Here is a 25,087-nt window from a genome sequence, read left to right as displayed (position 1 = left end):
AGATTTAACGTTAAGGGGATAAAAAATGAATATTTTATTAACAGGGATCGATGGTTATATGGGATGGCCTACGGCACTAAAATTATCAAAGGAATTTCCAGAGGCGAGGATAATAGGAGTTGATAATATGGGCAGGCAACGATGGGTAGAAGAATCTGGTTCCATATCTGCCATACCCGTTTTGAATATGGAAGAAAGGCTCACCATAGCCAGGGAATTTGGTTTTTCAAATATCAGTTTTATAGAGGGTGATCTTACCGATAGAGATTTCGTCAAGCAGCTTATTGAGATGTATAAATTTGATGCTGTTCTTCATCTTGCAGCGCAGCCTTCCGCTCCTTACTCACAGATAAATGGAGAACGCGCTAATTTTACCCAGTTTAATAACAACCAATCCACAAGAAATCTCCTTTGGGCTATTAAAGAAAACAATTTAGAGAAGAGTTGTCATTTTATCGAAACAACAACTATGGGAGTCTATGGAACACCTGAATTTGAAATTCCCGAGGGATTCGTTATGGCTGAAAATAAAGGGGAAAGAGACCTGATCCTTTTCCCGGGCATGGCTGGTTCATGGTACCACATGAGCAAGGCAAACGATGTCAATAACCTATGGCTTGCCAATAGGCAGTGGAAACTATCTATTACAGATTTGAGGACAGCGATTGTGTATGGCACAGAAACAGAGGAAACTAAGCTTGATCCACGGTTAGCTACCCGATTTGACTTCGATTTTTATTTCGGAGTTGTACTCAACCGTTTTTGCGCTATGGCTCTTGCAGGTTACCCTATTACCATCTACGGCAAAGGTGAACAGAAAAAACCACAGATATCCCTTGAGGATGTTGTGCAATCGAGTGTAAATACATTGAAGTTAAAAAAGACCGCGGAATTTAAGGTTTACAATCAAACCTCAGAAATAGTTAGTATTGTGAGCTTAGCTGAGTCAATCAGGGCAGCAGGAAAGGAATTGGGTCTTGAGATTGAGATAAAGCATATCCCAAATCCGAGAGTAGAAAAAGAAGAACATCAAATGACAGTGGATACAACAAATTTCTCTAACATCCTATCTGAACCTAAATATACTATTTCATCGGGAACACAACAGATGCTGAAGTCACTGCTTCCTTATAAGGAGATTATCGGACAGTATAAAGACCGCTTTTTGGGATAACAGATAGGTGTTTCTGCGGTCTGGATGCACCATATTCGGAGATAAACGGAAATGCAGGATGAAAGGAATATAAAAGTAGCCGTACCAATTACCGGAGAGGAAGAGGTTTCTGTTGTCCGAGAAGTAATTTTATCAGGACAGTTTGTATCTGGTAAAAATGTTTCGGAGTTTGAAAGCAGGTTTGCCTCTTATGTAGGAGTGAAATATGCCGCAGCAGTAAATAATGGCACTGCTGCCTTGCATACAGCCCTGGCAGTTCTGGGTATCGGACCCGGAGATGAGGTTATTGTTCCGCCTCTTACCTTTATGAGCACTATTACGTCTGTCTTCCACCAAAATGCCATCCCTGTTTTTGCTGATATTGATAGAGACAGCTTTTGCATATCACCTGAAGATATCAGGAGGAGAATTACACAACGGACAAAAGCGATTATACCGGTGCACCTCTATGGAAACGCAGCCGAGATGGACGAAATTGAGCAAATTGCTCATGAGCACGGGCTCTATGTAATCGAAGATTGCGCCCAGGCACATGGAACAGAGTACAAGGGTAGGAAAGTTGGAAGTATTGGACATATAGGGGCATTTTCTTTCTTCGCTACTAAGCACATGACTACTGGCGAAGGAGGAATGATTACATCAGATAATGAAGCATGGATTGAGAAAGTAAAACAAATACGAAGTCATGGAATGATAAATCGTGATGACCATCTAGTTCTCGGTTATAATTATAGAATGAACGAGATTGCAGCTGCGATAGGGTTGGTGCAACTCAAGAAACTTGACAGACTTAATGAGCAAAGGATTAAGAACTCACTATTTCTATTAAACGAATTAAGAAAAGAGACTAAAAATTGGTTCGGCCTTCCTAAATTATCTGACAAAGTAAAGCATACCTTTTTTTGGTGCCCTCTAGTAGTCAAAAGAGGGAAAGGTTTTATTACAAGTGATGTGGTCGAGAGACTTAAAAAAAGGGGGATTGAGGTGAGGCAACGATATCATATGCCATTATACAAGCAGAAAGTTGTCCAGGATTACAGTCCCTATCCCGGAAGATGCCCTTTCGCCTGTCAACCAGAATCAAATATTCCAGATTACAAACGGCTGTATCTTCCTAATGTCGAAGAACTGGCCGGAGGTATCATTGGATTACCAAATCATCCTGCGCTTCAGAAAGAAGATCTTAAATATATTGTAGAAAGTGTTCTCAATTTATACTGACTATGTCTCAACAGATACTAATTATCGGTACCGGCGCTCAGGCAAAATATGCTCTCGAAATCTTCCATTTGAGAGAAGTACCTGTAGCCGGGTTAATTTCTCTACCAGAAGAAACGCTCACTGAAAAGTTAGATGGAGCTGATCTGCTTGGTAATTTGGATAATTTTGAAGATATCTACCTGAAGAACAGGAAACCTTATCTTCTTTTGTGTTGTAGCAAAAACAAAACGAAAGAAGAACTGGGAAAGAGGCTATCAAAATATTCTCCCGGGTATATCAATGCTATTCATCCTACAGCAGTAATTGCAAGGACAGCAGTATTAGGGCACGGTATAATAGTAAATTCCAATGCTGTTATCCAACCTTATGCCAGTATTGGCAATCATGTAATGATTCATGCTGGTGTTATTATTGAACATGACTGCGTTATTCAAGATTATGTGAATCTTGCTCCTAGGGTTACATTGGCAGGTTATGTAAAAATTGGAAAAGGTGCAACGGTTTATACTGGTGCGGTAGTTGCCCCAAAAATTGAGGTAGGTGAGTACTCCGTTATAGGGGCTGGAGGAGTTGTTCTGGCAAATGTAAACGATAATGTGACTGTTGCGGGGGTTCCAGCTCATGTAACTAAAACTGATTCTCACCGCAAAAAGTGCACACGGAGTTAAGTAACTCCCCGAACTATGAGTAAATTCGATTTCGATTACAGAACATTTTATGTCCACCAATAAACATATATGCTTTTTCACAGGGAAACGTGGAGGATTTAGCCACATGGTTCCCATTATTGAATTGATAAAGAAAGAGGCAAAACTATCCTATTCAATCATAGCCTCTGATATGCATCTTTCCCCGTTTTTTGGGAATACCATCAAAGAGGTAACTAAGTGGACAGAAAATGTATATTCTGTAGAAACAGCTCTACATTCTGATTCGAAGATGTCAAGGGCTAAATCTATTGGTATCGGAATAATGGGGATATCAGAATTGCTGGCACAAATAAAACCAGATATTGTATTTGTTTTAGGGGACAGAGGTGAAGTATTAGCAATGGTCATATGTGCACTGGAGATGAATATCCCTGTCGTCCACTTAGCTGGTGGGGATATCTGCCAGGGTGGAGTTGATGAACCTGTCAGGCATGCTATTACAAAATTAGCAAACATACACTTTGCCTCAAACCAGGATAGCGCCAATCGAATACTGAAAATGGGAGAGGAACCCTGGAGAGTGTATAATGTGGGCTTACCGGTTATGGATTTGATACGCCAGAAGCGTTTTAGTCATCCTGATAAGGTAAAACAAATGTTTGACCTGGATACTGAAAAGCCTATTTTGTTATTGTTACAGCACTCTGTTACGTGGCAGGTAGAAGATGCTGAATACCAGATGCGCCAGACGATGGAAGCTATTGATCAACTTGGTTATCAGACTATTGCAGTCTATCCTTGTTCTGATCCAGGTTATGAGTCAATTATAAAGGTAATGCTGGAATACAGTGAGCGCCTCTATTTTCAGCTACACAAGAATATCGAGTTTTCAGATTTTTGGGGACTGATGAATATTGCAAGTGTTTTCATTGGCAATTCAAGTTCTGGCGTATTGGAAACACCTTCATTTAAAATCCCTTTTGTAAACATTGGGATTCGTCAGGAAGGAAGGCTCAGGGCTGATAATGTAATAGATGTTGACCACAGTAAAGAACAGATTATGGAAGCTATCAGAACAGCCATTTTTGATAACGAATTTAAAGAAAAGGTGAAACACTGCAAATCTCCATATGGGGATGGGCATGCGTCTGAAAGAATAGTCTCTATCTTGAAAGATTTGAAAATTGATGAAAGTCTGATTAGAAAAAAAATGACATATTAGATTATCCAGGGGTAGGGTTCGGTTTATGGATACCCTTTTCGAATTAATAAAAAAAAGTGTATTGATTATCGCAGAGATAGGATGTAACCATAATGGGGATATATCTCTTGCCAAGAAGCTGATTGAAGTAGCAGCCGAGGGAGGCGCTGATGTGGCTAAATTCCAGACTTTTACACCAGAAGAGATGATCACGGAAAATGCTCCAAAAGCAATCTACCAAATTAAGGCTATAGATACAAAAGAATCTCAATTTCAGCGACTGAAAAGAATGAGCTTGAGCCACAGTGAACAGGAAGAGTTAAAAACCTTCTGTGAACAGAAAAATATAATCTTTTCTTCTTCACCATTTGATCACAAAAGTGCATACTTTTTGCATAAAATGAATCTTCCCTTCTTTAAAATCCCGTCCGGGGAGATCACAAATCTTCCTCTTCTTGAGTATATTGGTTCCTTTGGCAAACCTATTATTCTATCAACTGGAATGGCTAACCTCGGTGAGATAGAGGACGCTCTTAACTCAATTGGCAAAGAAAACAGAAAAAACGTTATTCTAATGCACTGTTTATCAGACTACCCTGCCAAATGGGAAGACACTAATCTCAGGGCTATACAAACCATTAGATCTGCATTTCATCTTCCGGTTGGCTTTTCTGATCATACCGAAGGGATAGAACTCCCCTTAGTAGCCGTAGGGATGGGGGCTGTTGTTATTGAAAAACATATTACATTAGATAAAAATATGGAAGGTGGAGATCATAGAGCTTCTTTAGAGCCAAATGAATTTAAGGAAATGGTGCGGAAAATAAGACTCCTTGAAATTGCCCTCGGAGACGGTATCAAGAGATGTATGCCTTCAGAAGAAAACATAAGGGATGTTGCAAGGAAAAGCATTGTTGCCCTTAAAAATATCAGGAGAGGTCAGATTATTAACAGAGATGACCTATCAACAAAAAGACCGGGAACAGGCATACCCCCCAAGTTTTTAAAAGTGATACCAGGTACCCGGGCTAAAAAAGATATACTGGCAGACCATTTGATCCAGTGGTCCCAACTTGACCTTTAAATGTTCAATACATTATAAGAAACAAGGAGAAATATGAAAAAAAAGAATTTATCAGACATCATCGTTCCCCTTAACTCTACAATCCGCAGCATTATAGAAACCATAAGCAATACTGGTACCCGCGGAGTATTCATTTGTGATAAGAACAGAGAACTCATGGGTATTGTTATGGATTCTGACATCAGACGAGCTGTTTTAAGCAATCTTGACTTGAATGCTTCTGTCAAAACTATTATGAAGACCACACCATTTGTTATCGCTGATGGCATCCCATTAGAAATGAGAAAACAACTCTTTATTAAATCAGAGAAAATGCTGGTACCAATTGTTGATAAAAAAAGGAGTGTAATCGATTACATTTATCTGCCTGATATTTTAGAGGACTTATTCAACAAGCAGACTTCCGGAAGCTTTATTGGAAATGGCATGATACTCCCTCCCCAAAAAATTTTAGTTATAGGAGGCGCAGGATATATTGGCTCCGTTTTAGTAGAAAAACTCCTGAGAAAGGGATATAAGGTACGGGTGTTGGATCTGCTTCTTTACGGAGAAAATCCTATTTGTAATTTTGAAGGAGAAAATCTGGAATTCATCAGAGGAGATTGTCGAAACGAGGAAACCATAAAACAGGTTCTGGATGGTGTTGATGCTGTAGTACACCTTGGTGAGATTGTTGGAGACCCTGCTTGTAGCATCAATGAATCATTTACTATTGAAACCAACTACTTAGCAACTCATAGAATCGTTGAACAATGCATGAAGAATCAAATAAATCGTCTTATCTTTGCATCAAGTTGTAGTGTCTATGGCCAGAATGACCATGAGATTAATGAAGAATCTGAACTGAATCCGGTTTCACTTTATGCCCGTTGTAAAATCGAATCAGAAAAGGCAATTTTGTCTTATGGTAGTAACAATTTTTGCCCCACAATCCTGAGGCTGGCTACGGTTCACGGAAAGTCCTATAGGCAACGATTCGATTTGGTAGTTAATTTATTAACTATCAAAGCGTTAGCAGAAAAAAAGATAAAGATTTTTGGTGGTGTTCAATGGAGACCATTCATATCTGTCAAGGATGTCTGTGAGGGTATTATCCAGGTTCTACACACCGATAGGGAAAAGGTTAAAAATCAAGTCTTCAATTTGGGAGACTCAAGAGAGAACTATCAATTATCCCAGATAGGCATGATTATTAAAAACATTCTGCCTGAGGTGGAAATAGAATATTTAAAGGACCAGATAGATAAAAGAAACTATAGAGTAAGTTTTGAAAAAATAAGGAGACACTTAGGGTTTTCGGTAGAATATAAACTGGCTGATACTATTAAAGATTTCGTTACTGCATACCGGCAAGAAAACCTGTTCCATGATTACAACGACTCAAAATACCACAATTATCTATCGTTAAGTAGAATTTAAAAGACTTTTATATATTTATGTTTTTCTTAAATTTAGCTAACTCTTGTCCAGTGGTTATGGATTTTATAAAAAGGGAAATGGTAAACAATAATGAGAATCCTGTTAGTAGTATATGATAATGAATCTTATATACATTGGTTCCCACAGGGCCTCGCCTATATTGCTTCAGTACTTTTAAAAGAAGGATACCAGGTAGAAATATATAATCAAGACAAGTTTCATTATCCTGATGAACACCTGACTGAGTTTTTGGATAATAACAAGTTTGACATTGTTGGAGTGGGTGTAATAGCAGGGTACTATCAGTATAGAAAATTGCTTAAAATATCTGAAGCAATAAACAGATCAAAAAATAGGCCATTTTATATAATCGGGGGACACGGCCCTTCTCCTGAACCAGAGTATTTTCTTAAAAAAACCTCTGCAGATGCAGCAGTTATCGGGGAAGGCGAGATAACAATTATTGAACTTCTAGAAGCAATAAAACAGCACAAATCATTAAATGGCATTAAAGGAATAGCCTTTCGTGAAAAAGATAGGGTAATTGTCAATGAGAGACGTCTGTTAATAAAAGATGTTGACAGCATACCATTACCTGCCTTCAGTTTATTTCCTGTAGATTATTACAGGCTTTTAAGACCACCTCATGTATCAAATACTGACCTGGTAATGCCTGTTTTATCAGGCAGAGGATGTATATTCGAATGCACCTTCTGTTATCGAATGGACAAAGGGTACAGACCAAGGAGTGAGGAGAACATCATAGAGGAAATCATGCTTCTAAAGAAGAACTATGGTATCACATATATTATATTTTCAGATGAACTGCTGATGTCATCTATGGAAAGAGTGGTAAGCTTATGTGAAAAGTTTATTAGTATAAAATTAGATATAAAATGGGATTGTAACGGGAGATTAAACTATGCCAAGCCTGAGGTGTTGAGGTTGATGAAAGAGGCGGGGTGTACATTTATTAATTACGGCATTGAATCTATGGATGACCAGGTATTAAAAAACATGAAAAAAGGTCTTACAACCGGGCAAATTATTAAGGGTGTTGAAGCTACTCTGAATGCAGGAATAAGTCCTGGTCTTAATATTATATTCGGTAATATTGGAGACAACAGAGACATATTAAAAAAGGGGGTGGAGTTTTTACTGAAATACGGTGATGGGGCTCAAATGCGTACTATAAGGCCGGTAACACCATACCCTGGATCACCACTTTATTACCATGCTATAGAAAAGGGGCTTCTTAACGATTGTGAAGATTTTTATGAAAATAAACATACCAATTCAGATTTATTATCTGTAAATTTTACAGATATGAGTGACGATGAATTTCATTGTTGTTTATTAGAAGCCAATACCACCCTCATAAAAGATTATTTTCAAAAAAAAGCGTCTGTCACAATTGAACAGGCAAAAAAGCTTTATCTATCAAACGATGCTACTTTCAGAGGTTTCCGCCAACAATAATGATTTCCCTCTTTATTCGATGAACGATAAGCACATACGACGTCAATTCCGCTTTGAGCATTTATAGATTCGAATCTTAATCACTTCTGACCTTAAAATGAAAAAACCATTATTATTGTACTATGAAGTTCAGGATTTTCAAAAAGGTACATTAGACTACATCAACAGGCATTTCGACATAGTAAAATTACCTGATCCAAATCATGATACTGAGGATATACTCAGGGAAGCCACAATTATTTTTGCACCTATGGGATTTGTTTTTGGAAGGGAAAAAATTGATAAATGCAGAAATCTTAGGGTTATCGGATCCCCTACAACAGGATTGCTTCATATAGATGTTGATTATGTTAAACAAAAAGAAATAAACATCTGTTCTCTAAAAGATCAGCGGGCTTTTCTCTTTACAATAACTCCAACAGCAGAACTTGCATGGGGATTAATCGTAGCAGTGACACGTCATATCATTCCCGCGTATAATTCTGTGTGTGAAGGAAAATGGGATGGATACAATTTTGGCAGGCAAACGCCTAAAATGCTTTCTGTTATGACCTTAGGTGTTGTTGGACTTGGGAGATTAGGCTCTTTGGTTGCTCGATATGGTCAGGCTTTTAAAATGAAAGTTTTTTATTATGATCCTTATGTAACTGATGAAAGATACATAAGATGTAATAGCCTTATAGAGTTAGCTCAATCGAGCAATATTGTTTCAATTCACCTTAATTTAACAGAAAAAACTGAGAATTTGATAAACAAAGATTTTATACATGCTATGCCTCGCGGTTCATTCATAATAAATACAGCAAGGGGAGAGGTATTGGATGAAGGTGCACTGCTTGAAGGCTTAACTTCAGGATATCTGGCAGGCGCAGGTCTTGATATACTAAAAGGTGAGCATCTGCCTGACTTTAAAGAAAACCTCAGCAAACATCCACTCGTTCAATATGCTAAAACCCATGACAATCTTATAATTACTCCCAAAATGGGAGGCTGCACTGTTGATGCATGGGAAAAGACAGAGAAACATGTAGTTGACTTGATAATTCAGGAACTGAAAAATACAGGTGTAATGTGAACATACTGAAAGGTGTGGCATGGGGAATAATCACAGCACGGGGAGGTTCTAAAAGCATCCCTCTTAAAAACCTGGTGCCTGTTTGTGGTAAGCCACTTATTGAATACACGATTAATGCGGCAAAAAAGGCAAAAACTATCAGCAGACTCATATGTTCAACCGACCATCAGAAGATTGCCGAAACATGTAGAACGCTCGGCATTGATGTTATTGATCGACCAGAGTATTTAAGCGGTGACCTTGTTGCGTCGGTTGATGTAATGATTCATGCGGTTGAAACCATTGAAAAGACGGAAGGGGCTCTTGCAGAGATTTTAGCCTTATTCCAGCCTACCTCGATATTTATTACTCCTGAACAGATTGATGCTGCAGTCAATGCCTTGCTCATTAATCCGGATGCAAAAAGTTCTCAGACAGTTGTCAAAGTACCGCATCAGTTTCATGCTCATAATCAGAGGATTATGTATGATGACGGGAAAGACATTGCTTTTGTGTACGAGGAGGAAAGAAAAAAAGGCTACAGTAAACAAACAAAGCCAGTTTATTATACATATGGCAATTTGATTGTGACACGCACCAAACCGTTGATTGAGGAAAAAACTATTTTCGGGCGACCGAGTATTCCTGTTGTTATACCATTGTATAACGCCTATGACCTTGATGGACATGAAGACATTGAAATAGCGGAGTTGATGATTAAAAATAAGTTGGTTATTATATAAGTCCTCTTTCAAAAAGTTCAAAATTGAAAAAATCCAGACTTTTATATTACGAAATTCTTAATTATCAGGGTTCTGTATTAGAGCTTATGCATGATAATTTTGAGGTTATTACTTTGCCTGATCCCGATCATGATACTGATGAGGCACTTCATGCTATCGAAGTTACAGTGGCACCTCTGGGGTTTCAATTTGACAGGATGAAGATAGACCGCTGTCCATCTCTGAAGATAATTGCGAGCTCTACCCTGAGCGTTCCACATATTGATGTTGAATATGCCGTTTCAAAGGGTATAAATATTGTTTCGCTTTCCGGACAGAAGGAATTTCTTGAAACAATAACCTCTACAGCTGAATTAACATGGGGATTGCTGATTGCCCTTGTCAGGAGAATCCCATCAGCGCATAAAGCTGTACGTGCATATCAATGGAATGGACGCCAATTTGGGCACAGAACACCCCATATGCTATCACAGATGACTCTCGGAATTGTTGGACTTGGACGGCTTGGTTCAATTGTCGCATCTTACGGAAGAACCTTCGGCATGAAAGTATACTACTACAGCCCCTCATCAAGAGATCCTTCTTATAAACAGTGCTCAACCTTATTTGAGCTGGCACAATGTTCTGACATTGTATCCGTGCATGCCCATCATACTTCAGCGACTGAAAAGATTATTGACAAGACTTTTATTCAGGCAATGAAGCCTGGTTCTTTTATAGTGAATACAGCAAGGGGAGCATTAATTGATGAATCCGCATTACTGGAAGGACTTGAATCAGGACATCTGGGCGGAGCGGCACTGGACGTTTTAGCTGACGAATATCAATCTGACTTTAAAGTCAGATTCAATGAGTCGCCATTGATCAAATATGCCAGAGAGCATGATAACCTAATCATTACTCCGCATTATGCAGGAGCAACTGTGGATGCATGGATAAAGACACAGACAAGAACCATTCAACTTGTTTGTGAAACACTTAGGGGTACGGAATAAGGACGAGTTCAGGAGGGAATCTCCATGTTTAAAAGACTATGGTGGTTCTGGACATGTGACAGGTTGGGACCCGATATTCCGCTTACGCATTTTTTTCTATATTTTCCAAAAACTGCGAGATGGATATGCGAGAAGAAATTTAAGTCGTTCGGAGAGGGCTCACAGTTTAGACCATTTGCATATAGTCATTCTCCCTCGAAAATCTCTATAGGCAAAAATGTGACAATCCATCCAGGGACAGTATTGTCGGGAACCTCCCTGGAAAATGAAAGCGAAACTATCACCATAGAAGATGATGTTGCTATTGGAACCGGCGTTCATATTTATGTCTCAAATCATCGGTATGATATGACTGATATTCCAATTAAGCACCAGGGGCATTATCCTGTAGAGCCAGTGCGGATTTGCCGCGGGGCATGGATAGGCGCCAATGTTATCATTCTTCCCGGCGTAACGATTGGCCAGAATTCGGTTGTCGGTGCATGTGCTATTGTTACCAGGGATGTTGAACCATTTACTGTGGTAGCTGGTAATCCAGCCAGATTGATTAAAAACTTAAAATAGATTGTACATTATACGACCTTATAAAGGAAATCATTGATTAACACGATAAAAAAGAAATGAAATTACCATTAAAAAAGATTGATCTTATTGTATATGATTTTGATGGTGTCATGACTGATAATAGAGTGCTTGTTTTTCAGGATGGCCGTGAGGCAGTTTACTGCAACAGATCAGATGGCTTGGGCATAAAAATGATAAGGAAACTTGGTATACCTCAGATAATTATTTCAACAGAGTCAAACCCTGTAGTTGAGGCTCGTGCAAAAAAGATTGGTCTTCAAGTCCTGTATAATTGCGAAGATAAACTGAAGGCTCTGAAATCGTTCTGTGACCAAAACAGCTGTCAATTGTCCAGGGTTCTCTATGTAGGTAATGACGTTAACGATTTAAGCGTAATGAAGGCAGTAGGGATGCCGGTATGCCCTGTTGATGCACATCCATTAATTTTGAAGGTTGCTTTAGCATTAAAAACACGCGGAGGATATGGTGTTGTCCGAGAACTTGCAGACATGCTGGAAGGATAATGATGTTTGGATCATCTCCAAATTAGTTAATGGATTAAGAGGGTTCAAAGGGTCAAGGAGTCAGGGATTCGAGTGAGGAATCCTCGAATCCTTTTCACCAATCAAATGGGAGAAGAATACTAACCAAAAAAGGAGCCTGTAATGTCCATCTTTATTATTGCTGAAATAGGTATAAATCACAACGGCGATATTAATATAGCAAAAGAGCTAATTAAAGTGGCTAAAGATGCCGGCTGTGATGCTGTAAAATTTCAAAAACGGACAATTCATATGGTTTATTCCAGAGAGATGCTTGATTCTCCGAGAGAAAGTCCCTGGGGCACAACCCAGAGGGACCAGAAAGAAGGATTAGAATTTGGTCTGGAAGAATACAAAGAAATAGACCGTTATTGTAAAGAGCTTGGAATTGAATGGTTTGCCTCAGCATGGGATATTGAAAGCCAGAAATTTTTAAGACAGTTTAACCTGAAGTATAACAAAGTTGCATCTGCTATGCTTGTCTATGACGAATTGATCGAGGAGATAGCCTCCGAAGGAAAACACTCCTTTGTTTCTACAGGCATGAGCACATTAGAAGAAATCTCTCATGCTGTAGAGATTTTCCGCAAACATAAATGTCCTTTTGAACTTATGTACTGTAGGTCTACCTATCCCATGAAAGACAAAGATGCAAACCTTAACTGTATCAAAACACTAAGGGAACGGTTTAAGTGCAATGTTGGGTACAGCGGTCATGAAGTAGGACTGGCAATCTCTTATGCTGCAGCAACCCTTGGTATAACCTCTCTAGAGAGACACATAACTCTTGATCGTGCCATGTATGGTTCAGACCAGGCTGCTTCTATTGAACCTGCAGGGCTGCGAATGCTGGTAGGGGCGATACGTAAAATCCCGGAGGCCATGGGAAATGGTAATATTTTTATCCCTGAAAGTGAAATACCTATTATAAATAAATTAAGGGCTCATATCCCGCAAAAAAATACTAAATAAAAAACTAACATGCATACCTGCTATCTTTGCCAGGGGAAAAACTTTAAGAAAAGAACCGGAAGAGTTAGAGACAATCCTAACCTTGAAATTATCAAATGTACCTACTGTGGACTGGTTTTTTTGTCATCCTTTTCACACATCAAAGAAGAATTCTACGAATCATCCGGGATGCACGAGGGAGATATAGACATTGAGACATTGATACGAGAAGCTAAATGGGATGATGAAAGGCGTTTCGATTTTTTCAAACCTTTAATAGAGAACAAATCTATTCTTGATTTTGGCTGTGGAACCGGCGGATTTTTGTTAAGAGCACGTGACATAGCTAAAAAAGTTGAAGGGGTTGAACCTGAAAGGCGTTTACAATCACACTTTTTAAAAAATAACCTTAACGTTTCCCCTGACCTCAATAACATCTCTAATTTTTTTGATGTTATCACCCTCTTTCATGTCCTGGAGCATATTCCAGACCCGCGCAGCATTTTAACGAGACTGGCAGAGAAGCTAAAAGATAAAGGACAAATAATCATAGAGACCCCTAATGCTAATGATGCATTGTTGCAACTATACAAGAGCAAACCATTTTCAAATTTTACATACTGGAGTTGTCATCTTTTCTTATTTTCTGTCTCAACCCTTTTCAGACTGGCAGAATCTACATGTCTTACAGTAAACTATATAAAACAAGTCCAGAGGTATCCATTGTCTAATCATTTATACTGGTTAGCCAGAGGTAAACCCGGAGGGCATAAGGAGTGGAGTTTCCTTAACTCACGTGAACTTCATGACGCCTATGAAAAACAGCTGGCTTCAATAGGTCATTGCGATACACTTCTGGCAAGTTTTTCAAAGGAACAACTATGAGCAAACGATCTCAGCTTGGTATTATGCAGGGCCGTCTCCTTCCGAAATACAGGGGTCGTTACCAGGCTCATCCTGTCGGCTACTGGAAGGATGAGTTTTCTATTGCTGCTGGTCTTGGACTGGATCTTATAGAATTTATCCTCGACTCTAATGATGTTTACGAAAATCCTGTTATGAATGAACCAGGCATACATGAAATTCTGACCCTTACAGAAAAAACAGGCGTTGCTGTAAAAAGCATCTGTGCAGATTATTTTATGGAAGCACCTCTTCATAGCTCATCTGACATGGCTCTCAAAGAGAGTCAGAAAGTTCTGGAAACTCTTATAATCAATAGTTCAAAATTAGGGGTTTGCGATATAGTAATTCCCTGTGTGGATCAAGCCACGCTGGCTAACAATAACAAAAATATCGAGCGGTTTATCAGCAATGTCAGACCAGCAGTGAGCCTAGTTGAAAAACTGGAAATAAATCTTGCACTTGAAACCGACCTCGCACCAGGACCCTTTTCAGAATTGCTTGGAAAGCTTGACTCTCCACAAATTACTGTAAATTACGACACCGGGAACAGCGCTTCTCTGGGATACGACCCAGAAGAGGAACTTAAGGCTTATGGAGGTCGTATTAGCGATATTCACATTAAAGATCGTCTATTGAATGGTGGATCGGTAATTCTTGGAAGTGGTGATACTGATTTTGAAAGGTTTTTTGCAGTTCTAATAAAGGTAGGTTACGAGGGGCCATTTATTATGCAGGCATACCGGGATGATGAGGGAATTAAAATCTTCAAAGAACAACTGCAATGGATAATGCCATTTTTGAAAAGTCATGGATTTTCGTAGCTAAACACTTGAACCCTTTCCACCTCTGGCGGACTCGAATCCTTTTTATCAACTAAATCCTGATTTGTTTAATTTGGGAGGGAACAATGAAACATTTAGGACTAAAAAATGGAATAAAAAAGAGCAATGAACTATGGGAAAAGGCATGTAAAGTTATCGCAACAGGCACACAGACTTTCAGCAGGTCTCCAGGGGTCTACCCTGATGGCGCAGCACCCAAGTATTTGATAAGACAGGAAGGTTCACACGTCTGGGATGTTGATGGAAACGAATTTATAGATATGGTAATGGCATGTGGGCCAACAACTCTGGGGCATAATTTTAAACCGATTAATGATGCCATAAAGGAGCAACTTGAAAAGGGTATCCTGTTCAGCATGCTTCATCCACTTGAAATAGAAGTAGCTGAAAAACTTATTGAGTGCATCCCATGTGCAGAGATGGTTAAATTTTCTAAAAATGGAGGCGATGTTTGCACAGCCAGTGTTAGAATCGCCAGGGATGTTACAGGAAGGGATATGATCCTCACTTATGGATATCATGGTTATGGTGACTGGTATATCGGGTCAACAGACCGCAATGCGGGTGTTCCTGAATGTGTTAAGGCATTGACAAAGACATTTGAATACAATGACCTCGATGGACTGAAGAAACTCTTTGAAACCTACCCTGATAAGATAGCGGCAGTAATGATGGAGCCTGTTATTGCGGAAAAACCAAGAGATGACTTTTTGAATAAGGTAAAAGAACTCACCCACGCCAATGGTGCACTCTTAATTTTTGACGAAATGATTTCAGGCTTTCGCTTTCGTATAGGAGGAGCACAGGAATTCTTTAATGTCATTCCGGACCTGGCAGCCTTTGGAAAGGGAATTACAAATGGAATGCCCTTAGGTGTGATAGCAGGGAAAGAAGAATACATGAAACATTTCGATCATGTATTCCTTTCTACGACTTATGCACCTGAGGTTTTAACCTTAGCAGCAGCCTCAGCCAATATTGACTTTTATAAAGAAAATGATGTGATTTCAAAGCTCTGGGAAAAAGGTGAGTTTCTGGAAAAAAACCTTCAGGCTGTGATTGACAAATATGAAATTAAAAAATATGTCTCTCTTGCCGGCTACCCGGTGCGTTTAATGGTAAATACCCATGATGAAAATGGGATTCAGAATTATAAATTTGCCTCACTTTATCAGCAGGAGATGTTCAAAGAGGGAATACTCTGTTTTGCAGGGGTACTCATGTTATCTTACTCTCATTCAAAGGAAGATTTAGAGCATCTTGTCTGGGCATTTGACAAGGCATGTAATGTTATAAAAAAAGCGGTTACAAGTGGTAAGGACATCGAAGAGTTTCTGACCTGCAAAGTGGGAGCTCCTGTATTCAAGGGGCTTAGAGAAAGAAATGCCGTTTCTAATTAATATGCCGGAGTGATAGTTATGAAAAAGGCCAATGTAGTTGCTATAATTCAAGCGAGGGGAGGATCGAAAGGGATACCAAAAAAGAATATTAAGTTTATGGGCGGTTTCCCGTTAATCGCCTATTCGATAGCTGCGTGTAAACTTGCGACTGAGATCGGAAGGACTATTGTATCTACTGACTCTGAAGAAATTGCTGATGTCGCACGCCAATTTGGAGCCGAAGTACCCTTCTTAAGGCCTGAAGAGTTCGCCAGGGATAACTCTATGGACATTGAGGTCTTCCAACACGCCGTCAGGTGGTTTAAAGAGAATGAATCGTTTATCCCCGAATATTTAGTTCAAATACGTCCTACCACACCCCTGAGAGAACCTGAGGTCATTGATACAGCGGTAAAAAAGATTAAAAGCTACCCTGAAGCAACAGGCTTGGTCTCTGTTCATGAAATACAGGAATCCCCATGTAAAATGTTTGGCATGGAAGATGAATTTCTTATAGGACTTTGCCCTAATGATCCACGGCCAGAGTATTACAACCTGCCAAGGCAGGCGTTTCCTCCAACATACTTTGGAAATGGTTACGTTGACATAATCAAAAGCGAAACATTAATCAAACACAATTCATGTTATGGGCGTAGAATGTTGGGCTTTATCGCACCTGATACAGGAGAACTGGACAGGGAAGAGGACTTTGAAAGGATAGAGTACAACCTGCTTACTAAAAAATACAAGATTCACGAATATTTGTGCAACAACTACGAAAAGGCACCCCCCTCACCCCTTCTTTGGAAAGGGGTGCAAGTGAAAAGGGAATAAAACATCCATGCCGTATGGCGACACAAAGGACAATACCCCCCCTCACCCCCCCCTTTGAAAAAGGGGGGGCTGGGGGGTTAAGAGAAAAGAGATATAAAAATGACAGAAGAATACAGATTTAAAATGAAACCCGTAGATGTACCCCATGTAGAAACGAAGAACAGGCGCATCAAGACCATGCTTCCTGTACCTGAATCCCTCCCTGTATTAAATAAAATCATTAAATACGAATCTTCAAATGTTGTAAACCAGCCGCCTATTATGTGGACCCGTGCATACGGTCATACCCTCGAAGATTTATGGGGTAACAGATGGATCGATTTTTCTTCTACAATTTTTGTAACAAATACAGGGCATGGACATGAAACTATCAGAAAAGGGCTTAAAGAAGTAATCGATAAGCCGCTTTTACATTCATACAGCTACCCCACTTTTGAGCGTGCAAACTATCTTGAAAAGCTGTCGCAGTTTACCCCTGATTATATTAAAAAATTCTCCCTGTTCAGCGCAGGAACTGAAGCAGTTGAGCGTGCTGTTAAACTGGCAAGATTGTACGGGCTTACAAAATCCACCAATAAAAATATTATTGTTGGAGGTGACGGAAACTTTCATGGGAAGACCATGGGTTCACAGATGGTTGGCGGAAAACATGCCGACAAGAAATGGATAGGATATCTAGACCCCAATATGGTGCATATGCCGTTTCCATATCCCTGGGAAGAAGACACAAAAAAGCTGACAGGAAAAGATCTGTTTCAAAAACATCTCCATCAACTGGAAGAAAGAGGAATTAATCTAAAGAACATAGCTGCCTTTATTATCGAGTCCTTTCAGGGATGGGGGGCTGTTTTTTATCCGAAGGATTATGTCCAGACAATGAGACAGTGGTCACGAGATAATGAATCACTCCTTATGTGTGATGAGATTCAGGCAGGGTTCGGCAGGACAGGAAAACTCTTTGCCTACCAGTACTATGATATTGAACCTGATCTGGTAATCTGTGGAAAAGCAACCTCATCAAGCGTGCCACTATCGGTAGTCATGGGCAGGGCTGACTTAATCGATCTCGATCCTGAATATACCAGTACACACGGGGGGCACCCATTAGCCTGTACAGCAGGATTAAAGACTATTGAAATATTCGAAAAAGAGAAACTGATTGAAGAGTCGAAGAGAAAAGAGATATTCTTTAATGAAGCCAATAAGAGACTGCGTGAAAAATATCCTGAAATTGTAAGATTGATCCTTGGAAAAGGTATGCTTCACGCCGTATATATAAGCGACCCAAGAGCTGAATCTCACAAACCATTCAGGGAACAACTGGATGTAGAACTGACTGACAGGATTGTGGAAAAGGCGATGCAAAAGGGGGTGTTTTTGATACGTACAGGTTGCGGCACCCTTAAATACGGTCCGCCCCTTAATATCGCTGAAGATGCATTAGTCGAGGGACTTGAGGTAGTAGAAGAGGCGATTGGGGAATTGCTGTGATGACAGGAGATTAAAAGGAGGTCGTTTGCCAGAGCAGAAAATCTATTCGAAGGGTGATCTGGTCAAGATTTTTCTCCAACTAGGTATCAAGTCTAACATGTCGTTAATGGTGCATAGTTCATTGAGCGGTTTAGGTTACGTGGTCAATGGACCGTATGACATCATAGATGCGCTGCTTGAATTGATCGGGCCTGGTGGCACGCTGCTGGTGCCATCACATAGCGGCGATCTGACCGATCCTCAGGACTGGAAAAATCCCCCTGTGCCTCAGACATGGGTAAAGAAAATCAAGCAAAAAATGAATCCTTTTGATCCAAAGAAAACACCGGTCAGGAACAGGGGGATTCTTCCTCAGTACTTCTTAAACTATCCGGAAGTCCGAAGGAGCTATCATCCAATCAGTTCCGTGGCTGCTATTGGCAGAAAAGCAGATTACTATACCTGCGGACATCCTCTTCATGAGTCTGAGGGAGTAGGAAGTCCATGTTATAAGCTGTTTAAAGACGGCGGCTACATCTTGTTGCTCGGTGTCAGCTTGGAAGCCTGCACGGGTATCCATGTGGCTGAATTCATCGCAGATTGTTCCTATCTTTACCAGTCAAATTTAAAGGTCTTGGTCGATGAGCCAGGAGGCAGAAGGGCTTTTGTCAGGCTTAAGAAATATCCAGGTTCGTCAGAATGGTTTATCAAACTACGCAAAGACTTACTGTCTGAAAACAAAATGCGGGAGACCCAGCTTGATGACTATCGGATCACTTTTTTCAAGCTGGCTGATGCCGTCGGCTTAGCAGTCAAAAAGCTGGAACAAGATGAATCCTATTTCCGGATCCCGGAGTCTTAAAGAGGAGAACATGGAAGAAGCGCTTAAGCAATTCAGAATTGATAACAAGGTGGCGCTGATCACCGGAGGCGCTGGACTCTTAGGGATTCAACATGCCGAGGCGATTGCCGAAGCAGGGGGAATCCCTGTATTATGGGACATAGATGTAACAAATGCTGAAGAATATGTGTCAGAAATCTCAAAGCAGTGGAAGGTTCCATGCCGTGCCATGGAGGTAGACATAACCTCTGGCGATACTATTAAAGATGGATTAAATAAAACACTATCAGATTTTGGCAGGGTTGACATACTGATTAATAATGCCGCTAACGATCCAAAGGTTGACAATGCGAGTGAACACGAGTGGAGTCGTTTTGAGAATTTCTCTATTGAGATGTGGCATCAGGATATTTCTGTCGGTCTGACAGGTGCCTTTTTGTGCAGTCAGATAGTTGGTACACACATGGCTAAAAGTGGTGGTGGAGTGATCCTGAATATCGCATCCGATTTGAGCATTATTGCACCTGACCAGCGAATTTATCAAAAAGAGGGGCTATCAGAAGAGCTTCAGCCTGTAAAGCCCGTTACGTACTCTGTTGTTAAACACGGTCTTATCGGACTGACAAGGTATCTTGCCACATACTGGGCAAAGGCAGGTGTGAGGGTCAATGCCATCTCACCCGGTGGGGTCTATACCAACCAGCCCGAGGATTTCGTAGCCAGGCTTACAAACCTGATACCAATGGGAAGAATGGCAAAAAAAGATGAATACAAGGCTGCAATTATTTTTCTCGTCTCTGATGCATCATACTATATGACCGGTACTAATCTGGTAATTGATGGCGGGAGGACGTGCTGGTAAGCAAGAAGAACATAATATTTATTACGGTTTACCCATTCAATGAGGACTATGCCCTCAAATATGGATTCGATATACTGAGCAAAAGAGGATTTAACATTGTTATATTGAACGTATTCAATTTTTTACATCCTGAGGCTCTGGAAGAATTGCAATACAATAAGTTACTGGAACCGGTAATGGGAATTGAACAGTTCTGGATTGAGTCCGGAAAGGATTTAAGAAAGCATCTGGATAGTATAAGGGGATGGAAGATCGCCTTTCTCGTGGTTTTTCCTGGCATAAAGTTACTACGAATTCTTAAGAGCGCTAATGTGGACTATATAATCACAAATGGAAACATACATCCGCCTGTCATGGGAGAGGGAAAAACAATTTTCGGACGCTTTTTACGAATATTTAAAACTATGATTGCAAACCCTGCAACCTTTTTTTCAAGTTCCTTTATGGGAAAAGTCAAAAATTATATGTACAGGCTTTCCTACAGATTCGCATATTTCTTTGGCATCAGATATCCAGAATACTATTTTCTCGGATCAGAAACCTCTCCTTACTGCTACCCCCCTCCGAAAACTCAGGTTATTCATGCACACTCCTTTGATTATGACAGATACCTGAGAAATAAATGCAAACCCAAAGCAGAATATATCCCGGATGGAGAATATTATGTCCATATTGCAGACACACCCTGGGGCGGCCATGATTATCCCATTCTCAACATAACTGGAGGAATAAGCAAACTAGATTACTCCAAAATTATTAATGAGTTCTTCGATTTTGTGGAAAGAAATACAGGAAAAAGGATAATAATAGCAGCACATCCTAAACATACAGATGAAGATAATGTCTATAATGAACGCCCTTTTCTTTACGATACTGAACAGTTGATAAAATACTCAAGCGGTGTAATCTGCCATTACTCTGGGGCAGTGAAGTTTGCGGTAATTCATAAAAAGCCTGTATGTTTTATATCAATATGGAAAATGAAGGGCGACACCTTTTTCCAAAATAATATAATAGCTCATGCCAAGGCTTTGGGTTCAGAAATTCACTATATTGACAGGGATGCCGACTTGCAGCAGATGTTAAATAAAGGGATTTTTTCCTATAATCCTGCTGGTTATGAAGATTTTGAGAGAAAGTATATAAAACTGGATACAAACGAAGATCGTCTATTTGGAGACATTGTGGCGGATACACTACTAGGAAAAATTGCTAGCAATGGATAAAGACATAAGGATTCTATTTATTACCTTATCACAGAGAGGTATACCGGATAATTACCCACCTTATGGAGCTATGGCGGTTATTACCTCTCTTCACAGAGCAGGCTACAAAAATACATTTCTTTACAATATGGACGTACTTAGGCCCTCAAGGGAAGATGCAATTGATTATATTCTATCCTTCAATCCCGACGTTCTGGCTATAAGCTCGCCTGTTTCCACCGGATATGAGAATTGTAAGTTTTTCTCCCTGGAGATAAAGAGACGTTTGCCTGATATTACAGTGATTCTTGGAGGCAACCTGGCGGCAAGTGCGGAAATCATTCTAAGAAAGACCGGCGTTGATTTTTGTGTTCTTGGCGAAGGGGAAAAGGTCTGTTCTCAAATTCTTGACAGATACTTCCCTCATAAGTCAAAAAAGGATATGTATGATATTAAAGGGCTTGCTTTCCTTGACGATGACAAACTTGTTGTAACCGGCTATGCCGAGCAGATTCCAAAAGAAGCAATCTTTGATGTTGAATGGGATATCCTGGATTCAATTTCAGTAAGGCACTACTTCCCCAGATTAGGGAAACTGAACCAGAATACCCTTCCGTTCAGGTATTTCTTCCATAATTATCATGATAATCCGGAGTCCATTCCAATCGACAGACTGAACAAAACAATAGGGGTGATCTCATGCTCCAAAGGATGTATCTGTCGCTGTACATACTGTCACCGTTTTGTTAAAGGTATTCGGATTATCCCTCCTGAAATTGTTATGGAACGGATTAAGGAGTTGATTACCCGTTTTGATGTTGGCACTCTTTTTATTTCTGATGAATGTTTTGGTGTAATTCCTCAATGGTTGCAAAAGTTCTGTGAGTTAATCAAACCACTCGATTTGCTGTGGAAGGTTGGCGGGATGAGGGTTGATTCGGTTACTCCGGAACTAATTGAAATAATGAAAGATGCTGGATGCCGTACAATAATTTACGGCATGGAGAGTGGAAGCGAAAAAATTCTGAAGATTATGGAAAAACGGGTCCCCCTGGAAGAAAACTACAATGCTGTTCAGTGGACACTAAATGCCGGTCTGCATACTATTGTCCAGCTAGTTATAGGGATGCCTGGCGAGACACCGGAAACCATTAGAGAAACAAAGAAATTCTTATCTGATTTAATAAAAATAACATCAAAAAAGTCTCAGAATCCCAGGGAGATAAGTATAAATTTTGCTCAAGCCCTGCCCGGAACACCGCTTTATGAATATGCCCGAAGTATCGGGAAAATTGGACAGACTCTCGAAGATGAGGAGCAATATCTGCTCACAATATCAGACAGGGACGCTGCCGACAGTGCTACTACGATAAACTTCACAGGATACCCGCGACTGACTCTTCTTTCATGGCCTCTGCTCCTTATATCCTGTGTTAATTACAGTTATATCAGACTTTTCGGGCTTGACCATTATTTTAAATGGATATTTAATGGCAAACAACCACCAAACCTGTTGTGTCTTGTACAAACTTTCCTACGTACAGGGAAGCTGGGATTATTTGACAGGTATCCCGTTGCTGTTTATAAAGCCCGCTCACTCTTGTGGATTGTCAGTCTGGTACGGGTTGCCAGAAAAGAGGGTTTAATCAAATCCTTATGTTTGTTTAAAGAGTTTCTCCTGTTTCACATCAAAAGACCATTTAAGAAAAAGATATTCCCATGGGAATACAGATCCCTTCGGAAGATTGTTGAAGAGGATGTTGATCATCCGTATTTGGGGAGTCCAGAAATGGTCGCACTCAGAAGGGGCAGGTAGCATTGAGAAAACTCTGGCTTTTCAGGCAGTTCTTCTGGATTTATAAATATCGTATTTTAATTCTGCTAGTATTCATATTTTTGAATACTTTAATTGAAGGGGTAGGTGTGGGGTTATTCTTCCCTCTCATTGAATACATACAGAAAGGAGAAGCTATAGTCACAGATAAAAAATTCATGCAGATATTCCGGGCAATCCAGTTTTTTGGTCTTGAAGCATCGGTATCTAATTTTATCTGGGCTATTTTTATAGTTCTACTGTTAAGTTTCCTTGTATTTTTCATAACCCATAATATTTCTGCAAGAACATATAACCCTATTATGAAAGCCATCAGAGACGAGGGATTTAATAGAATTATTAATTACCCCCTACCCTATTTTCATTCCACTTCAAGTGGAACAACGGTTAATACTCTGATGTTGGAAGTGGAACATGTAGGCCAGTCTCTGAATTTTCTTATCAGCATGGTTATTGATTCACTTTCAGTCCTGGTCTATTCATTATTTTTACTACTTATATCATGGAAACTAACCCTCATAATAGCTCTCGCTGCCCTGGCTCGTTATCTTGTATCCGGTATATTCATAAAAAAAATGAGAAGGCTGGGAAAAGAAACCATGCAAGTGAGAAGATTGCTAAACAAGCACCTGATTAGCATTTTTCAGGGAATAGAGGTAATTAAGTTATACACAGCCGAAGCAAAAGAATCTTCAGCTTTTAAGAAATTAACACAGAGTCTTTTGAAGAATGTCAATGCAATGGTTATGAATCAACAACAAAACAGGTTTTTTGACAGCCTTATTGGTTTTGGAGGTATATGCATAATCATTTATTTCGCTGTATCACGTTTTTCAATCTCAAGCACATCCCTGATAGTTTTTCTGGCCATAGTACTCAGAATAGTTCCCAAGATTTCAACCATTAATGACGCAAGAATCAGGATTGCCGAGTACACAGCAGGCATCAATTTTATTGAAAAGGCATTCAGAGATGACACAGTGCAGCCTGTTCTGAAATGGGGAGAAAAAAGCAAAAAGAAACTTTATGATAAAATATGTTTCGAATCAGTTCACTTTTCTTATCCCAACAGCAACCATTATGCATTGAGTGATATTAACCTATGTATAAATGCAAATGAGACAATTGCAATCGTGGGCGAATCAGGTGCCGGTAAATCAACCTTTATTCGTCTCCTCTTGAGACTTTTTGATCCGGATAAAGGTAGAATAACCGTTGATGGAATTGACTTGAATGAAATAAAACGATCAGACTGGCGAAGGCTGGTCAGTGTGGTAAGCCAGGATACCTTTATTTTCGACGACACAGTAGAAAATAACATCAAATATGGTGTTGATGATGACAGTTATACTGACGAAGAAAAATTCTGGCTGGCAGTTAAACAGTCAAGGAGTGAAGAATTTATAAATGCTCTACCAGAAAAAGTAAAGACGGAATTGGGCGAACGGGGCGTAAAACTCTCAGGAGGCCAAAGGCAGCGCATTGCCATTGCCCGTGCTTTTATGAGGGACAGTGATATCCTTGTGCTGGATGAAGCAACGAGCGCTCTGGATAGCGGTACTGAACAACTAATACAGGAAGCGATCTATGATTTAAGCCGAAACCGCACAGTAATAGCTATTGCCCATAGACTATCAACAGTTAAAAATGCAGACCGTATTGTCGTTTTTAACGAAGGCAAAATAACAGAAATTGGTACACACCAAAGCCTTATAGAGAAAAATGGCATCTATAGAAAATATTATGAAACACAGATTTTTTAAAAGGATTCCTATCTTAGCTACCGGTGGATATCTCTGTTAGCGACCCACGCCCCACAGGGGCAGTTTATCAAGGA

23 protein-coding genes are annotated in these 25,087 nt (G+C 39.9%); all 23 read left to right on the top strand.

Going from position 1 to position 25,087, the window contains the following annotated elements; translation table 11 throughout:
• The first annotated feature begins 25 nt into the window (after nt 1-25).
• The 23 genes from AB1401_03135 (at nt 26) to AB1401_03025 (ending at nt 25,013) form a co-directional block, all read left to right on the top strand.
• Nucleotides 26-1,174, top strand: coding sequence for an NAD-dependent epimerase/dehydratase family protein (locus AB1401_03135; protein MEW6614454.1), 1,149 nt, complete (start codon nt 26-28; stop codon nt 1,172-1,174).
• A 51-nt stretch (nt 1,175-1,225) separates the two neighbouring features.
• Nucleotides 1,226-2,395, top strand: a complete 1,170-nt coding sequence (locus AB1401_03130) for a DegT/DnrJ/EryC1/StrS family aminotransferase (protein MEW6614453.1) — start codon at nt 1,226-1,228, stop codon at nt 2,393-2,395.
• A gap of 2 nt (nt 2,396-2,397) precedes the next feature.
• On the top strand, nt 2,398-3,063 hold the full coding sequence (locus AB1401_03125; GenBank protein MEW6614452.1) for a NeuD/PglB/VioB family sugar acetyltransferase: 666 nt from the start codon (nt 2,398-2,400) through the stop codon (nt 3,061-3,063).
• A gap of 49 nt (nt 3,064-3,112) precedes the next feature.
• Entirely contained in the window at nt 3,113-4,267 is a 1,155-nt protein-coding gene (gene neuC / locus AB1401_03120; GenBank protein ID MEW6614451.1) for a UDP-N-acetylglucosamine 2-epimerase, read from the top strand.
• 25 nt (nt 4,268-4,292) lie between these two features.
• Nucleotides 4,293-5,330: an N-acetylneuraminate synthase gene (gene neuB / locus AB1401_03115; GenBank protein ID MEW6614450.1), complete on the top strand. Its 1,038-nt coding sequence runs from the start codon at nt 4,293-4,295 to the stop codon at nt 5,328-5,330.
• A 33-nt stretch (nt 5,331-5,363) separates the two neighbouring features.
• Nucleotides 5,364-6,749 carry an NAD-dependent epimerase/dehydratase family protein gene (locus AB1401_03110; GenBank protein ID MEW6614449.1) on the top strand — a complete coding sequence of 462 codons (1,386 nt, stop codon included), beginning with the start codon at nt 5,364-5,366 and terminating at the stop codon, nt 6,747-6,749.
• 90 nt (nt 6,750-6,839) lie between these two features.
• On the top strand, nt 6,840-8,228 hold the full coding sequence (locus AB1401_03105; GenBank protein MEW6614448.1) for a radical SAM protein: 1,389 nt from the start codon (nt 6,840-6,842) through the stop codon (nt 8,226-8,228).
• A 97-nt stretch (nt 8,229-8,325) separates the two neighbouring features.
• Complete coding sequence (locus tag AB1401_03100) at nt 8,326-9,303, top strand: NAD(P)-dependent oxidoreductase (protein ID MEW6614447.1); 978 nt, start codon at nt 8,326-8,328, stop codon at nt 9,301-9,303.
• Nucleotides 9,300-10,025 carry an acylneuraminate cytidylyltransferase family protein gene (locus AB1401_03095; protein MEW6614446.1) on the top strand — a complete coding sequence of 242 codons (726 nt, stop codon included), beginning with the start codon at nt 9,300-9,302 and terminating at the stop codon, nt 10,023-10,025. The genes AB1401_03100 and AB1401_03095 overlap by 4 nt, the downstream gene beginning before the upstream one ends.
• 23 nt (nt 10,026-10,048) lie before the next feature.
• Complete coding sequence (locus AB1401_03090) at nt 10,049-11,020, top strand: NAD(P)-dependent oxidoreductase (GenBank protein ID MEW6614445.1); 972 nt, start codon at nt 10,049-10,051, stop codon at nt 11,018-11,020.
• A gap of 24 nt (nt 11,021-11,044) precedes the next feature.
• Nucleotides 11,045-11,584, top strand: coding sequence for an acyltransferase (locus tag AB1401_03085; GenBank protein MEW6614444.1), 540 nt, complete (start codon nt 11,045-11,047; stop codon nt 11,582-11,584).
• A 56-nt stretch (nt 11,585-11,640) separates the two neighbouring features.
• Nucleotides 11,641-12,108, top strand: coding sequence for an HAD hydrolase family protein (locus AB1401_03080; protein ID MEW6614443.1), 468 nt, complete (start codon nt 11,641-11,643; stop codon nt 12,106-12,108).
• A 141-nt stretch (nt 12,109-12,249) separates the two neighbouring features.
• On the top strand, nt 12,250-13,098 hold the full coding sequence (locus AB1401_03075) for an N-acetylneuraminate synthase family protein (GenBank protein ID MEW6614442.1): 849 nt from the start codon (nt 12,250-12,252) through the stop codon (nt 13,096-13,098).
• A 9-nt stretch (nt 13,099-13,107) separates the two neighbouring features.
• Entirely contained in the window at nt 13,108-13,962 is an 855-nt protein-coding gene (locus tag AB1401_03070; GenBank protein MEW6614441.1) for a class I SAM-dependent methyltransferase, read from the top strand.
• Nucleotides 13,959-14,804 carry a TIM barrel protein gene (locus AB1401_03065; GenBank protein MEW6614440.1) on the top strand — a complete coding sequence of 282 codons (846 nt, stop codon included), beginning with the start codon at nt 13,959-13,961 and terminating at the stop codon, nt 14,802-14,804. Before AB1401_03070 ends, AB1401_03065 begins: the two co-directional genes overlap by 4 nt.
• Nucleotides 14,805-14,890: 86 nt before the next feature.
• The gene (locus AB1401_03060) at nt 14,891-16,225 is read left to right on the top strand and encodes an aminotransferase class III-fold pyridoxal phosphate-dependent enzyme (protein MEW6614439.1); all 1,335 of its coding nucleotides are present in this window, start codon (nt 14,891-14,893) and stop codon (nt 16,223-16,225) included.
• Between the two features lie 18 nt (nt 16,226-16,243).
• Entirely contained in the window at nt 16,244-17,038 is a 795-nt protein-coding gene (locus AB1401_03055; protein ID MEW6614438.1) for an acylneuraminate cytidylyltransferase family protein, read from the top strand.
• A gap of 99 nt (nt 17,039-17,137) precedes the next feature.
• Nucleotides 17,138-18,529 (top strand): aspartate aminotransferase family protein, encoded by a 1,392-nt coding sequence (locus AB1401_03050; protein MEW6614437.1) that lies wholly within the window; start codon nt 17,138-17,140, stop codon nt 18,527-18,529.
• Nucleotides 18,530-18,554: 25 nt separating this feature from the next.
• Nucleotides 18,555-19,370: an AAC(3) family N-acetyltransferase gene (locus tag AB1401_03045; GenBank protein ID MEW6614436.1), complete on the top strand. Its 816-nt coding sequence runs from the start codon at nt 18,555-18,557 to the stop codon at nt 19,368-19,370.
• Nucleotides 19,371-19,380: 10 nt separating this feature from the next.
• Nucleotides 19,381-20,211, top strand: a complete 831-nt coding sequence (locus AB1401_03040) for an SDR family oxidoreductase (protein MEW6614435.1) — start codon at nt 19,381-19,383, stop codon at nt 20,209-20,211.
• Nucleotides 20,202-21,437 (top strand): hypothetical protein, encoded by a 1,236-nt coding sequence (locus AB1401_03035; protein MEW6614434.1) that lies wholly within the window; start codon nt 20,202-20,204, stop codon nt 21,435-21,437. The genes AB1401_03040 and AB1401_03035 overlap by 10 nt, the downstream gene beginning before the upstream one ends.
• A complete protein-coding gene (locus tag AB1401_03030; GenBank protein MEW6614433.1) occupies nt 21,430-23,232 on the top strand; it encodes a radical SAM protein in 1,803 nt (600 codons plus the stop codon). Before AB1401_03035 ends, AB1401_03030 begins: the two co-directional genes overlap by 8 nt.
• A 2-nt stretch (nt 23,233-23,234) precedes the next feature.
• On the top strand, nt 23,235-25,013 hold the full coding sequence (locus AB1401_03025; protein MEW6614432.1) for an ABC transporter ATP-binding protein: 1,779 nt from the start codon (nt 23,235-23,237) through the stop codon (nt 25,011-25,013).
• The last annotated feature ends 74 nt before the right edge of the window (nt 25,014-25,087 follow it).

It is taken from the genome of Thermodesulfobacteriota bacterium (genome assembly GCA_040757775.1).
In the GTDB taxonomy this organism is placed as follows: domain Bacteria; phylum Desulfobacterota; class UBA8473; order UBA8473; family UBA8473; genus UBA8473.
Note: the sequence above shows the minus strand (reverse complement) of the source record. Positions and strands in the feature narration are given on the sequence as shown.

Coding starts and splice junctions, on each gene's coding strand:
- AB1401_03135 (MEW6614454.1), top strand. CDS start 26: ATGAATATTTTATTAACAGGGATCGATGGTTATATGGGATGGCCTACG.
- AB1401_03130 (MEW6614453.1), top strand. CDS start 1,226: ATGCAGGATGAAAGGAATATAAAAGTAGCCGTACCAATTACCGGAGAG.
- AB1401_03125 (MEW6614452.1), top strand. CDS start 2,398: ATGTCTCAACAGATACTAATTATCGGTACCGGCGCTCAGGCAAAATAT.
- neuC (MEW6614451.1), top strand. CDS start 3,113: ATGTCCACCAATAAACATATATGCTTTTTCACAGGGAAACGTGGAGGA.
- neuB (MEW6614450.1), top strand. CDS start 4,293: ATGGATACCCTTTTCGAATTAATAAAAAAAAGTGTATTGATTATCGCA.
- AB1401_03110 (MEW6614449.1), top strand. CDS start 5,364: ATGAAAAAAAAGAATTTATCAGACATCATCGTTCCCCTTAACTCTACA.
- AB1401_03105 (MEW6614448.1), top strand. CDS start 6,840: ATGAGAATCCTGTTAGTAGTATATGATAATGAATCTTATATACATTGG.
- AB1401_03100 (MEW6614447.1), top strand. CDS start 8,326: ATGAAAAAACCATTATTATTGTACTATGAAGTTCAGGATTTTCAAAAA.
- AB1401_03085 (MEW6614444.1), top strand. CDS start 11,045: ATGTTTAAAAGACTATGGTGGTTCTGGACATGTGACAGGTTGGGACCC.
- AB1401_03080 (MEW6614443.1), top strand. CDS start 11,641: ATGAAATTACCATTAAAAAAGATTGATCTTATTGTATATGATTTTGAT.
- AB1401_03075 (MEW6614442.1), top strand. CDS start 12,250: ATGTCCATCTTTATTATTGCTGAAATAGGTATAAATCACAACGGCGAT.
- AB1401_03070 (MEW6614441.1), top strand. CDS start 13,108: ATGCATACCTGCTATCTTTGCCAGGGGAAAAACTTTAAGAAAAGAACC.
- AB1401_03065 (MEW6614440.1), top strand. CDS start 13,959: ATGAGCAAACGATCTCAGCTTGGTATTATGCAGGGCCGTCTCCTTCCG.
- AB1401_03060 (MEW6614439.1), top strand. CDS start 14,891: ATGAAACATTTAGGACTAAAAAATGGAATAAAAAAGAGCAATGAACTA.
- AB1401_03055 (MEW6614438.1), top strand. CDS start 16,244: ATGAAAAAGGCCAATGTAGTTGCTATAATTCAAGCGAGGGGAGGATCG.
- AB1401_03050 (MEW6614437.1), top strand. CDS start 17,138: ATGACAGAAGAATACAGATTTAAAATGAAACCCGTAGATGTACCCCAT.
- AB1401_03040 (MEW6614435.1), top strand. CDS start 19,381: ATGGAAGAAGCGCTTAAGCAATTCAGAATTGATAACAAGGTGGCGCTG.
- AB1401_03030 (MEW6614433.1), top strand. CDS start 21,430: ATGGATAAAGACATAAGGATTCTATTTATTACCTTATCACAGAGAGGT.